The organism is Devosia sp. Root685 (assembly GCF_001427875.1).
In the GTDB taxonomy this organism is placed as follows: domain Bacteria; phylum Pseudomonadota; class Alphaproteobacteria; order Rhizobiales; family Devosiaceae; genus Devosia.
Map to the genome: position 1 here is coordinate 719,412 of NZ_LMHK01000002.1, position 13,188 is coordinate 732,599.

The 13,188-nt window shown below is 62.3% G+C and carries 9 protein-coding genes; 4 read left to right on the forward strand and 5 right to left on the reverse strand.

Features of this window, described 5'->3' with window-relative positions:
• Positions 1–12: 12 nt before the first annotated feature.
• The 4 genes from ASD83_RS11890 (at position 13) to ASD83_RS11905 (ending at position 5,935) form a co-directional block, all read left to right on the forward strand.
• Positions 13–765 carry a F0F1 ATP synthase subunit A gene (locus ASD83_RS11890; protein ID WP_056311109.1) on the forward strand — a complete coding sequence of 251 codons (753 nt, stop codon included), beginning with the start codon at positions 13–15 and terminating at the stop codon, positions 763–765.
• Positions 766–809: 44 nt separating this feature from the next.
• On the forward strand, positions 810–1,778 hold the full coding sequence (locus ASD83_RS11895) for an AraC family transcriptional regulator (protein WP_056311111.1): 969 nt from the start codon (positions 810–812) through the stop codon (positions 1,776–1,778).
• Between the two features lie 59 nt (positions 1,779–1,837).
• Positions 1,838–3,055: an MFS transporter gene (locus tag ASD83_RS11900; protein WP_056311114.1), complete on the forward strand. Its 1,218-nt coding sequence runs from the start codon at positions 1,838–1,840 to the stop codon at positions 3,053–3,055.
• Positions 3,056–3,349: 294 nt separating this feature from the next.
• Positions 3,350–5,935 carry a DUF4344 domain-containing metallopeptidase gene (locus tag ASD83_RS11905; protein WP_162249159.1) on the forward strand — a complete coding sequence of 862 codons (2,586 nt, stop codon included), beginning with the start codon at positions 3,350–3,352 and terminating at the stop codon, positions 5,933–5,935.
• Between the two features lie 33 nt (positions 5,936–5,968).
• Here ASD83_RS11905 and ASD83_RS11910 read toward each other — a convergent pair whose 3' ends face one another.
• The 5 genes from ASD83_RS11910 to ASD83_RS11930 all read right to left on the reverse strand — a co-directional run bounded on the left by ASD83_RS11910 (position 5,969) and on the right by ASD83_RS11930 (position 13,057).
• Positions 5,969–7,963 (reverse strand): CocE/NonD family hydrolase, encoded by a 1,995-nt coding sequence (locus tag ASD83_RS11910; RefSeq protein WP_056311117.1) that lies wholly within the window; start codon positions 7,961–7,963, stop codon positions 5,969–5,971.
• Positions 7,964–8,113: 150 nt separating this feature from the next.
• Entirely contained in the window at positions 8,114–9,718 is a 1,605-nt protein-coding gene (locus tag ASD83_RS11915; protein ID WP_056311119.1) for an ABC transporter ATP-binding protein, read from the reverse strand.
• Positions 9,715–10,542 (reverse strand): ABC transporter permease, encoded by an 828-nt coding sequence (locus ASD83_RS11920; protein ID WP_056311121.1) that lies wholly within the window; start codon positions 10,540–10,542, stop codon positions 9,715–9,717. The genes ASD83_RS11915 and ASD83_RS11920 overlap by 4 nt, the downstream gene beginning before the upstream one ends.
• On the reverse strand, positions 10,539–11,486 hold the full coding sequence (locus ASD83_RS11925; protein ID WP_056311123.1) for an ABC transporter permease: 948 nt from the start codon (positions 11,484–11,486) through the stop codon (positions 10,539–10,541). The genes ASD83_RS11920 and ASD83_RS11925 overlap by 4 nt, the downstream gene beginning before the upstream one ends.
• Positions 11,486–13,057: an ABC transporter substrate-binding protein gene (locus tag ASD83_RS11930; RefSeq protein ID WP_056311125.1), complete on the reverse strand. Its 1,572-nt coding sequence runs from the start codon at positions 13,055–13,057 to the stop codon at positions 11,486–11,488. The genes ASD83_RS11925 and ASD83_RS11930 overlap by 1 nt, the downstream gene beginning before the upstream one ends.
• Positions 13,058–13,188 lie beyond the last annotated feature (131 nt).

The following is a 13,188-nucleotide window of genomic DNA, read 5'->3' on the forward strand; positions in this document are numbered from 1 at the left end:
GGAGGACACCCCATGGCCAATGACCCCATCCACCAATTCGTCGTCGAGCCGATCTTCCCCCTCAACCCCATTGCAGGACAGGATTTCAGCTTCACCAATGCGTCGGCCTATATGATGCTGACCGTGGCCATCGCCGGCGGCTTCATGGTGCTCGCGGGACAGAAAAACGCAGTACAACCCGGCCGCTTCCAAGTGGCCGGCGAGATGCTCTACACGGCCATCGAAACGCTTGTCATCTCGATCATCGGCCGGGAGGGAATGCGGTTTTTCCCGCTCGTCTTTTCCCTCTTCAGCTTCATCCTCGTCGCCAACATGATCGGCATGGTGCCCTATGCCTTCACCGTCACTGCGCAAATCGTGGTTACGGCGGCGCTGGCGCTCTTCGTCTTTGCCGTCGTGACCATCTATGGCCTATGGCGGCATGGCCCAAAATTCTTCGGCCTCTTCATGCCCAGCGGCCTGCCGCTCTATCTGGCGCCGGTCATCGTCCCCATCGAGATCATCTCCTATATCTCCCGCCCCATCAGCCATTCGGTGCGATTGTTCGCGGTCATGCTGGCCGGTCACATCACGCTAAAAGTGTTCGCCGGCTTCGTTGTCGATCTCTCGGCGCTTGGTCCGTTTGGGATCGTCCTGGCTGTAGCTCCCATGATCATGACCGTGGCGATCACGGCGCTGGAACTCTTGATGTCGGTGATCCAGGCCTATGTTTTCACCCTCCTCACCTGCATGTATCTCAACGACGCCATGCACCCGTCTCACTAGCCTAGCCGCTTGCCAGCCGGACGAATTGCCTCTAAATTTCCGCCATGAGTCACAATTCGTCCGTCACCACCGATGCGCTGAGCGAAGTCCTGCAGGACTTTCGCCTCAGTGGCGTCAATTATGGCCGCTGCGAATTGCGCCACCCCTGGAGCATCAGCTTCCCCAAACAGCCACTGCTGCGGTTTCATTTCGTCAGCACGGGGCCGTGCTGGGTGCATACGGAGGCCGAGGGCTGGCAGGAATTGGGCGCGGGCGACCTGATCCTGCTGCCTCAAGGCGTCGAGCATCGGCTCGCCAGCTCGCCAAACGTCACCGAAAATTCCATATCGAGCTGCCAGGTGACCGGGCATGGCGGCAATGTCTGCGAAGTGGTGCAGCAGGGCGACGGCGATGCCAGCATGATCTTTTGCGGCTCGATGGCGCTCGGCGCTTATGCCCTGCATCCGCTGATCAGCCTCATGCCCTCCATCATTAGGGGCTGCGATGTCGCGACCCATGATCCGATGGTTAATCCGCTGCTCGAGGCCATGGCCATTGAAGCGAGCCAACCGCGCATGGGCAGCGCTACCATATTGTCGCGCATGGCCGACCTCCTCACCGCCCGGCTGATCCGCTGCTGGGTGAAAAGCCACGACACGTCTGCCACCGGCTGGCTCGCCGCCATCCGTGATCCCCATATCGGCCGGGCCCTCGTCGCCATGCATCGCGAGCCCGGCGCCAATTGGACGCTGGAGAGCCTGGCAGGAACAGCCGGACAATCGCGCTCGATTTTTGCCGAGCGTTTTAGTGCCATTCTCGGCGAAGGCGCCGCCCGCTACCTCACCCGGCTGCGCATGCAATTGGCGCAGGAATGGCTGGGGCAGAGCGGCATGCCTGTCGCCGAAGTCGCTTCCAAGCTGGGCTATGAATCCGAGGCCAGTTTCGCCCGGGCCTTCAAACGCGTCACCAGCGCCTCGCCCGGCGCCGTTCGGCGCAGCACTTCCGGACGAATTGATATGGAATTCGGATTTTGAGACACATATCGTCTTTTCGAGACTGTCTATGAACGTCTCCCGATTTGGAGAGACCTCTCATGACTGACACAACGATTTCTGCGGACGCGGGCCTTTCAACCCAAGCGGCCGTTTCGAGCGGCTGGAGCGCCAGAACGTGGCTTGCCATGCTCGGCATGCTGGCCACGAGCTTTGCGCTGGTATCGGCCGAATTCCTGCCCGCTGGCCTTCTTACCCCCATGGCCCGCGATCTCGGCATCAGCGAAGGCACGGCGGGTCAGGTCGTCACCGCGACGGCCATGGTCGGGGCCCTCACCGCGCTCTTCAGCAATGTCCTCATCGGCCGGCTCAACCGCAAGGCGGTTCTGGTCGGGCTCAGCGCCCTCGCCATCGCCTCCAATCTCCTTGCCACCTTCGCCACCGATTTCTGGGTGCTGCTGATCGGCCGGGCCGGCCTCGGCATCGCGCTCAGCGCCTTTTGGGCCCTCTCCGTCGCCGTTGTTGCCCGGCTTGTCGGCACCGGCGCCATCGGCCGGGGCATGGCCATGGTCAGCCTCGGCGTTTCCCTCGCCACCATCGCGGCCCCGTCCATGGGCGCGGTGATCGGCGACTGGCTCGGCTGGCGCAGCGCCATGGGTCTGACGGCGGCTTTGTCCGGCCTCGCCCTCGTCCTGCAACTCGTCGGCCTTCCCAGCATGCCGGCATCGGCCAGCAATAGCATGGGCGACATGCTGCGCCTGCTTAAGCGCCGCGGCGTGCAGCTCGGCATGCTGGCCGTTATCCTGCTCATGGCCGGCCACATGACCGGGTCGGTCTATGTCCGCCCCTTCCTTGAACAGGTGACGGGGCTTGAGACCGGCATGATTGCCTTGGTGCTCGCCGGCTTCGGCGCCGCCGCGGTGCTGGGCACCGTTGCCGGCGGTAAGCTGGCCGATATCGATGCCGGCCGCGCCCTCGGAACAACCGGCGCCATCATGGCCCTGGCTGCCTTCGCTCTGGTTCTCTGGGGCAGCCAGATCGCCGCGGCCTTCACTTTCGTGGCCCTCTGGGGTTTTGCCTTCGGCATGGCCCCCGTCGCCCTGCAGGCCAATCTCTCGCGCTCGGCAACCGATGCCCTTGAATCCTCGGGCAGCCTGATGGTGGTCTCGTTCCAGCTCGCAATCATGATCGGGGCTCTCGTCGGTGGCTACATCGTCGATTCCTATTCGGCGGTGACCAATCTTGTCGTCACCGCTGTGCTGGCGACCCTCACGCTCGTCCTCGCCCTGCTTCAGCCCAAGCCGTCCATCGCCCCATAAAACCGGCCAAAGGGGCCGGCCTTCCAGCGGCCGGCCCCTTTGGAAAAAATTTACCGCATCAAAACCCGGAAAAATTGCATGACCGGCCCCAAGGATTTAGTCACCTGAAGCGTCTTCTAAAAAGAAGTGATGCAGCAGCGTGATTCTTGGGGCGGAAGCGGCGGGATTTTATGACCGTTTCCTGACGTGTGAGGTTGTCGAACGAGCGCACCAGTGCCTCGTCGCGGTTTGATATTCAGGGTGTCGATGAATTTTTCCAGGTTAGCTTTTTGTGTTGCCGCATTTGGATTGACCTTGTCCGCTCCCGCCTTGGGGCAACAGGTGCTTGGCGCGCTTGACGGCGTCGTCGACAGCCAGTTGCAGCGTGGCTGGTTCGGTGGAGAACAGGATGGCTGGTTCGTGCTGCGCAATGATGCGCAGGAAGATTCCGAACAGACCCTAACCATCAAGGCCGGCCCGCCCGGCGCCAATGGCCGGCATACCTCGGTCAATGTGACGCTCAATTCGACCCAGCCGAAAGCCGCGATCGGCATTGTCGTGCGCAATAGCGCCAACAAGGGCACTTGCGTCGCCGAACTGACCGCAGAAGCCGACGCGAACCTGTTCTGCGTCATCGATGGAAAGTTCGAGTCGATCGCCTCCCTCGCCAATGCCGCCAAGCTCGACGGCAGCGACATCGTCGAACTGGTCGAAACACCAGGCACCGCCCGCTTCATCGTCAATGGCAAGACCCTGGGCGATGTCACCGATGGCGCCGCGCTGAGCGATGAAATCGGCGTCATGGCCTATGAGCGCGGCACGTTCGGTCTTGCCGATTTCACGATCGCCGATGTGCCGGGCGGCAACAGCACGAGCGCACAGACCCAAGGCTCCGGCCTGCCGCCGCGTGGCGGCGCCGGTACACCGGCCGAGGAGCCGGCAACCGACGGGGGCGGCGACACAGCCTCGCGCATGGCCGCGATCATGGGTCCGCTGGCAGAGCCCATTCTCGGCACCGACGCGCGCGAGGGCTGGGACGTGTTCCTCGAGGATGGCTGGATGGTGCTGGTCAATGCCACCAAGGCCAGCAGCGAAAACTACTTCACTGTCCCAACCGGCGGCCCCGTCAGCTCCGGTGAGCGCGTGGTGAGCGTCAGCGTCGGCATCCTGCCGCCCAAGGGCAGCACCGCGGAAGACTTCAAGCTCTCGGCCGCAGGCATCATCGTTGAAGGCACCAGCAGCAAGGATTCGTGCCTCGGCGAAATCACGCTCGGCGGCGACGGCGTCGTCATCTGCTTTGGCGATGATGGCAAGGGCGAAGAAATCGGCCGCCTGCCGGGCGCTGCCAAGGGCGATGGCAGCGACCTGATCGAATGGGTCGAGCAGCCCGGCGTCGGCGGCTTCTTCCTCAATGGCACGATCATTGCGCAGGTCAACGATCACCCCGTGCTCGGCGGCGAGGTCGGCGTGCTCGCCTATGAGCGCGGCGATTTTTACTTCCGCGATTTCGTAGTTTCGGACACAGGTGCCGCCCCAACCGGCGGCAAGGCCAAGGGCTCCGCGCCAGCGACGACCGGCAATTCGGATGTCGAAGAAATCCCCTTCATCAACAGCCATGAATCGCGACTGATCGGGGCCTATCTCGGCGTCACCAACGGCATCTTCATGCACGAATTCGGCCATGCGCTGATCGGGGAATTGCAGGTGCCCTCCACCGGCCCCGAGGAAGATGCCGTGGACATCTTCTCGGCCCTCCGCGTCGTCGAGCCCACCATGTATCCCTCGGGCGACGAAACCGTCGATCTGATCGGGCGCGAAGTGGCGGTCTATTCGGTCCTGCCCTGGTATTATGGCGGCATGCTCAATGCCGATAGCGGCCAGGAACTGCCCTGGCAGGATGAGCATACCGGCGACCTCCGCCGCTTCCGCAACACGTTTTGCGTCATCTATGGCGGCAATCCCGGCCTTTATGGCGATGTCGCCGCGCAGGTTGGTCTCGAAGAGCGGACGCTGTCGCGCTGCGAGGAAGAGTTCAACCGCCAGAACCGCGCCTGGCGCACCATCCTGGCGCCACACACCCGCCTCAGCGCCTGGCACCCCGATGGCCACCTGACCGCCGACGCACCGGGCGCGACGATCACCGTAACCTTCGAAGACCCCACGACGCCGATGAGCCGCTTCCTCGTCGATACGTTTGGCGACGGGCTGCGCGGCTTTGCCGACGATCTCGCCAAGACCTATGCCCTGCCCCGCAATCTCACCGTGACCTATCGCAATTGCGGCGAGCTCAATGCCTGGTACAGCCCCAATGAGGGCAGTATCACCATGTGCTACGATCTGATCGAATATCTGATCGAGATGATCGCCAATGTGGAACTGGGCGGTTCGGCCGCCGCCACCCCGCAGGCCGAAAGCCTGCCGGTGAAGTCCGAGATGATGGCTACGGCCGGCGCGCTCAATGAGCTTGCCGATTATGGCGTGCCGGCGACCAATGTCCTCTTCCCCGCCCCCTATCGCGGCCCGACGCCCGCCGGACACACCCGCGCTCAAATGCTGACCACCCAATCCATGGTTGATCTCGTGACCAGCGGCGACAACTGGCTGCTAATCGACACCAGCGGCGGCGCCGAAACCCTGCCCGGCGCCTTTGCCGTGACCGATGCCGGGCGCGACGGCAGCCTGACCGACCGCTTCCAGGGTCTCGTCAACGACTGGCTGACCGACGAAACCGGCGGCGACAAGACCGTCCCGGTGATCTTCTTCGGCTCGGGCATGCAAGACCGCTCCGCCTACAATGCCGCGCTTCGCGCCGGCATGGGCGGCTGGAACGCCTATTGGTATCGCGGCGGCGTAGAAGCCTGGCAGGCCAATGGCCTGCCGATGGCCGAACAGACCGAATAGCAAAAGGCCCGGCATCACTGCCGGGCCTTTCGTTTACATCAGGTCGCGCGGGAAGGACTGGTCCCAGTTCCGCTCGGCTCGCAAGAGCCCGTTCTCTTCCACCGACAGCTCTCCCGTCAGGTAGAAGGTATCGCGGTCCGAACGCATCTTCGTGACACTGTCGATACGGATGCGCCAGCCGTCGCGCCCCATCTCGTAACTCTGCGTAAGCACATATTCCGCCGATGTCGGATCACTGTCGACAATGGCCAGCTCGCGCTTGAGGCTGTGGCTGAGTTCGGTGCCGATGTCGTCAAAGCGCAGGATACCCTCGCCAAAAAGACCGCCAATGCCTTCGGTGACATAGGTGGTCGTCCCCGCGACGTGATCCTGGCTCGACCAGCGGCGCACCGTGCCCGGATCGAGCTGGGAGATCGGCGTCGCGGGGCCATGGGCCGGCGGCGGGAAGCTGACGTCGGCACTGTCGGCCTTGCGCACCGGCAGCGACAGCGAACTGCCCGCTGTGTCCACGGTCAGCGTCGCCAGTTCCGGCGATGGCCAGACCATGGGCCAATAGGAGGTGCCTATGGAAATGCGGATCGCATGCCCCGCCGCAAAGCGATGGCCGCAGTCGTTGAGTTTTACCACCACGTCATAGAACTGGCCGGGCACCAGCGCTGCCGGCGCTTCATGGCTGTCACGATGCGTCAGGTTGAGCACCTGATAGCTGACACGCGTCACCGTGCCATCGGGCCGCACGTCCGAAAGACGCACAGAGACCTGCGCCACCGGCTTGTCGGAAGCCAGGCGCAATTTCAGCACCGGCGCGCCGAGGACGTCGAAGCTCGAAGTCAGCACAGGCGTGTCAAAGACAAGAGCGCCGCCGTCATCGAGACGCTGGTCGGTCGGGTGTTCGCCGACGCAGCCGGTGCCCATCCATTCGCCCCCGGCCTTGCCGTGGCTCTGCGGCGAGCAGATGGCGAGCGTTCCCTCAGGCGCGCTGCCGGTATGAAGGCCATGATCGCTGCCGAGCTGGAAAAGCTTGGGAGCAATGGACGCGGACGGCCAGTTCGCCTCCCCGACCCAGCGACCCGGTGCATCGGTGCGGGTGCCGGTGGGGGCGACGCTGTCATTGATATAGGCGCGAAGATCGGGCTCGTTCATGACGCCGGTATCCCGCCCCTTGAGCCAATGGTCCCACCAGCGCACGGCCTCTTGCAGGAAGCCGATGGCCGGGCCGGGAACACCGTCCTGCGGATAGATATGACCCCAGGGGCCGATGATGGCCTTGCGCGGTGTCTTCAGCCCTTCGAGGAGACGCGGCACGGCATTGGTATAGCTGTCGGCCCAGCCGCCAATGGCGAGCACCGGAACCTCGATATCCGAAAAATCCTCGCAGACCGAACCGTGCTTCCAATAATCGTCATAGCGCTGGTGTTCGAGCCAGAGCGCGGGAAAGAAGGGCAGGTTTTCGACGCGCTTCAGCCACGCCTCGCGCCAGCCTTCCCCGACAATTTCGGGATCGAGCGGCCGGGCCTGATAGGCCAGCATGATCGTGCCCCACCACAAATTATCGTTGAGCAGCAACCCGCCCATATAGTGGATGTCGTCGGTGTAACGATTGTCGGTCGAATAGGCGGTGATGATGGCCTTGAGCGCCGGCGGACGCCGCGCCGCCACCTGCAAGCCGTTGAAACCGCCCCAGCTCTTGCCCATCATACCGACGTTGCCGTCGCACCAGGGCTGGGCGGCAATCCAGGCGATGACCTCGAGCGCATCATCCTGTTCCTGCTTCAGATATTCGTCGGCCATATGGCCATCGCTCTCGCCTGAGCCGCGCATATCGACGCGAATGGCGGCATAGCCGTTCTGGGCAAAAAAGCCGTGCATGGGCTCGTCCCGCCCGCGCGTCCCGTCGCGCTTGCGATAGGGAATATATTCAAGGATCGCCGGGACCTTGGCGTCGTCCTCAGGCAGGAACAGCCGCGCGCCGAGCCGCGTACCGTCGCTGAGGGGGATCCAGATATGTTCGGTGATGCGAATGGTCATGAGAAAGTCCGGAAATTTCTTAAAATTCGCGGATGCTTTCACACCCACCTTCTGTCATCCCGGCCTTGAGCCGGGATCCATCTTGAGATCTCAGGATGGGCCCCGGCCTAAAGCCGGGGTGACATCCGAGTTTGCAAAAGCGACAGCGCGCTAGGCCGTCACCTGCCGCTTGGCCAAGACATCATCGAGCCAGTCACGGCGCAATTCGGGCACCGAGGTCACCAGCTCTTCGGTATAGGGGTGGAAAGGCGGCTGGAAGATTTCCGCCGTCGGCCCCTGCTCGACTATTCTGCCGCGCCGCATGACAAGCGTGCGGTCGGCCAGGCGCCGCACGACGCCCAGATCATGGGTGATAAAGAGATAGGAAAGCCCCAATTCCTGCTGCAGGCTTTTCAGCAGCTTGAGAATGTCCTCGGCCACCAGCGGATCAAGCGCAGAGGTGACTTCATCGCAGATGATCAGATCGGGCTTGGCCGCGAGCGCCCGGGCAATGCAGACGCGCTGCTTCTGCCCGCCTGACAGGGCACCCGGCAGACGCGTTGCAAAATCCTGCGGCAGGCCAATGAGATCGAGGAGGCGCGAAACCTCTTTCGCCTTGGGCACATCATGCATGCCGAAGTAGAATTTCATCGGCCGTCCGATGATTTCTCCAACCGTTTGGCGCGGATTGAGCGCCACGTCGGGCAGCTGATAGACGAGTTGAATACGCCGCAATTCCTCTTTGCTGCGATGCTTGTAGGAGCGATCGAGCCGGCGCCCGTCAAAGCTCACCATGCCCGCAGACGTCGGCAGCAGGCCGGCAATGGCACGGGCCAAGGTCGATTTGCCCGAGCCGGATTCACCCACCACGGCCAGCGTCTCGCCCCGGCGCAGATTGCACGAAATATCGTCCAGCACCGGCGTCTTGCCATAATAGGCATGGACCGAACTGACATCGAGCAGCACGTCGCCAACACTATGCGAGGCAATGGCGCCCGAGAGATTACCCTGCCGCTCGGCAACGAGCATCCGCGTATAATCCTCACGCGGCGCTTCGAGCACCTGCTCGGCCGTCCCCTCTTCCACCATTTTGCCGTGGCGCAGCACCATGATGCGATTGGCGATCTGGGCCACAACGGCAAGGTCATGGGTGATGTAGAGGGCCGAGGTATTGTAGCGCTGGATCAGGCTTCGCAGCAGCGCCAGCACCTCGATCTGCGTCGTCACATCGAGCGCCGTCGTCGGCTCATCGAGGACGATAATATCGGGCCTGCAGGACATGGCCATGGCCACCATGGCGCGCTGCAATTGGCCGCCGGAAACCTGATGCGGATAGCGCTCCCCAAAGGTTTCGGGATTGGGCAGTTGCAGAGTTTTCAGCAGTTCAAGCTTCCAGGCTTCCGCTTGCGGCCGGGTCATCTTGCCGTGATACAAAGCACCTTCGACGATCTGTTCACCAATGCGAATGGCCGGATTGAACGCCGCTGCCGCCGATTGCGCCACATAGGCAATCCGCGCCCCGCGCATGTTTTCGCGATTGGCGCGGGTTCCTTCCATCAGCGATGTACCGCCGATGTCGATCGTACCACCCACGATCCGGCAACCGCCACGGCCATAGCCCATGGCCGCAAGGCCGATGGTGGATTTGCCCGCGCCGGATTCACCGATCAGCCCCAGCACTTCGCCCGGCGCGAGATCGAGATCGATCCCATCGACAAGCAGATTGCCATTGGGCGCCGCAACCTTGAGGCCACGAATAGTGAGCACATTACTCATCGATCGGCTCCCTGGGTTGTGCCGGCCGCGTTCAGCAGCCAGTCGACCACCAGATTGACCCCGATTGTAAGAAGCGCAATCGCGGCCGCCGGAAACAGCGGCGCGTAAAGCCCGTACAAAATGGCCTGCTGATTATCCTTCACCATGCCACCCCAATCCGCGAAAGGCGGCTGAATGCCAAGGCCGAGGAACGAAAGGCCGGCAACGAACAGGAAGGTGAAGCAAAAGCGCATGCCGAATTCGGCGATCAGCGGCGGCAACGCATTGGGCAGGATTTCGCGCGTGATCAGCCAGCCCATGCTTTCGCCGCGCAAACGCGCAGTTTCGGCATATTCGAGCACCGAAATGCCCTGCGCCACGACACGCGCCAAACGAAACACGCGCGTACTATCGAGAAGCGCAATGGTAAAAATCAGCACCGGCACCGAAGAGCCAAGCGCCTGCAGCACCACCAGCGCCGAAATCAGCACCGGAATGCACATGACGGTATCGACAATGCGCGAGAGCACGGTATCGACCCAACCGCCAAACAGCGCCGCAACGAATCCGAGCGGAATGCCGATCGAGAACGAAATCAGCGATGCCGCCAGCGACACACCGATCGACATCTGCGCCCCAGCAAGCAGCCGCGAAAACATGTCGCGGCCGTTCTGATCGAGACCGAACCAGAACTGGCTCGACGGCGGATCGAAGGGCGCGCCGACGATCTCGTTCATGCCATAGGGCGCCAGCATCGGCCCGAGGAGAAACACCAGGAGGTTGAGCGTCACGATGGTGAGCCCGAGCCAGGCGGAAACGGGAATTGCCTTGAGTTTGCTGGTCATCGTGGATGCCTCAGGCGTGGATTGAGGGCGATGGCGGCGATATCGGCAATGGAATTGAGGATGACATAGGCCGCCCCAAAAACCATGGCGGCCGCCTGCACCAGCGGCAGATCGCGCTTGGCGACCGCATCGACCATGAAGCGCCCGAGCCCGTTATAGTTGAAGATCGCTTCCACCAGCACGACGCCGGTTATGAGATAGGCGATGTTGAACGCCACCACATTGACGATGGGCGCCGCCGCGTTGGGCAGCGCATGGCGCAGCACCACGCGCTTGGTCCGCAGACCCTTCAAAAACGCCGTTTCCACATAGGCTTGATCCATGACCGAAAGCACAGCCGTGCGGGTCATGCGCATCATCTGCGCCACGGTGACGAGCACCAGCGTCAAAGCCGGCAAGGTCGTCGCCCGCAGCCAGTCAGGAAAGCTCATGCCCGCATAGGTATCGGCAAGGCTCGGCAAGAGGTTGAACTGCACCGAGAGGAACAGGATCAGCAGCAGGCCCAAAAAGTATTCAGGCAGGGACACGAAGGCCAGCGCCACGATATTGATGCCGCGGTCGAACACCCCGCCCCGGCGCACCGCCGCCGCGAGGCCCAGCAACACGGCAATCGGCACCGAGACAATGGCAGCATAGGCGGCGAGCGCCATGGTATTACCAAAACGCGGCCAGAGGAGATCGGCCACCGGCTGACGATTGGCCAGCGACATACCGAGATCCCCGGTCACGAAACCATGGAGCCAGCCGAGATAACGCTGCCAGGCGGGAAGATCGAGGCCGAGATCCTGTCGGAGAGCAGCCAGCGATTGCGGCGTTGCATTCTGTCCGAGAATTGCCGAGGCGACGTCGCCCGGCAGGAGCTGGGTGCCCGCGAAAATCAACGCGGACACCAGCAGGAGCGTCAGGACCCCAAGCGCGACACGCTTAAGGATGAGTTGGATCATTATGCTTCGAGCCAGACCTTTTCAGCGAGGCGCGCGCCCATGAAGTTGAACATCGGATGGGTGGTCACCCCGCCAAGCTTGGAGGAAACGGCATCGAGATAATCGCCGAACATCGGGATCATCGCGCCGCCATCGTCGGAAACCAACCGCTGGAGTTCGGCGTAGATTTCCTTGCGCTTGGCATTGTCGAGCAGTGCCCGCGCTTCGATCAACTTGGCGTCGAACGTCTCGTTCTTCCAATGCGTATCGTTCTGCGCCGAGGTCGAGGAATAGGCGATGGTCAGCATCTGATCGGCCGTCGGACGACCGCCCCAATAGCCCATCGAGAACGGCGCCTTCATCCAGACATTGGACCAGTAGCCGTCTGCCGGCTCGCGCTTGATCGAGAGATTGATGCCTGAGGCGGCAGCATTGCCCTGGAAGATCGCCGCCGCGTCAACCGCCCCCGAAAAGGCCGCGTCCGAAGCCGAGAGTTCGATGTTGAGGCTGTCGAGACCGGCTTCCTTCAAATAGAACTTGGACTTTTCGGGATCATAGGCGCGCTGCGGCAGGTCCGCGGCGTAGAACGGGTCCGTCACCGGGATCGGATGATCGTTGCCGAGCTGGCCATAGCCACGCAGCGCCGTGGTCAGAAGCTGCTCGCGGTCGATCGCATACTTGATCGCCATGCGCACATTGTTGTCGGTGTAAACGCCCTGGGTGCAATCCATCAGGAAGGTGAAGTGCTGGCCACCGGCCGACTGCACCACTGAAAGGTTCGGATTGCGCTTGAGGAGATCGACAGTCTTGAAATCGAGCTGATTGATGGCGTGCACCTGCCCACTCATCATCGCATTGGTGCGGGCCGCGATATCGTTGATAACGATGACTTCGACCGCATCGACCCAGGCGGTATCGGGCTTCCAGTAACTTTCGTTGCGGGTAAAGCGCGCCCGCACGCCCGGCTCGTAGCTTTCCATGACGAAGGGACCGGTACCGATCGGCTTGGTCCAGTCCTCGAAGCCTTCGGGCACGATGAGGAAGTGATAGTCGGAAAGAATATAGGGCAGATCGGCATTGCCGCTGTCGAGCACGATCTTGATTTCGCTGTCCGACACCTTGACCACATCGGAGAACTGGCCGGCCGTCGAGCGCGCCGCCGAGGTCGAACCCGCGCCACGATGCAGGTTCAGCGAATAGAGAATATCTTCGGCGCCCAGCGTCTTGCCATTGTGGAAGGTGACGCCCTGACGGATTTTAAAGGTCCATTCCTTGGCGTCGGCCGAAGGTTCCCAGCTTTCGAACAGCTCGGGCTGGACCATATTGTCCTTGTCGATTTCGACAAGCCCGTTGAAGACCATATAGGCCTGGTTGACCGGCACCCAGTCATTGAGCACGCGAATGTCGAAATTGTCGGTGGTAGAACCGCCGCCGATCCCGAGCTTGAGCACACCGCCGCGCTTGGGCGCGGCTTCCTGCGCGAATGCGGACGGCACAACGAGGCCGCTGGCGAGAGTGGTGAGACCGAGCCCTGCTGCACCAGCGATGAACTGGCGGCGGCTCAGGTCGAATGACGACGTGTTCTGCGACATATTCCTACCTTGCTTATTTTTGCTTACCGCGCGTCCGCAAGGGCAGCGGAGGCGGTCCCCATGGCCGGAATACTAGTGGGCAAATGATGGCATCAGGTATGATTTAAAATCATACCCCTATCAGAATCCGG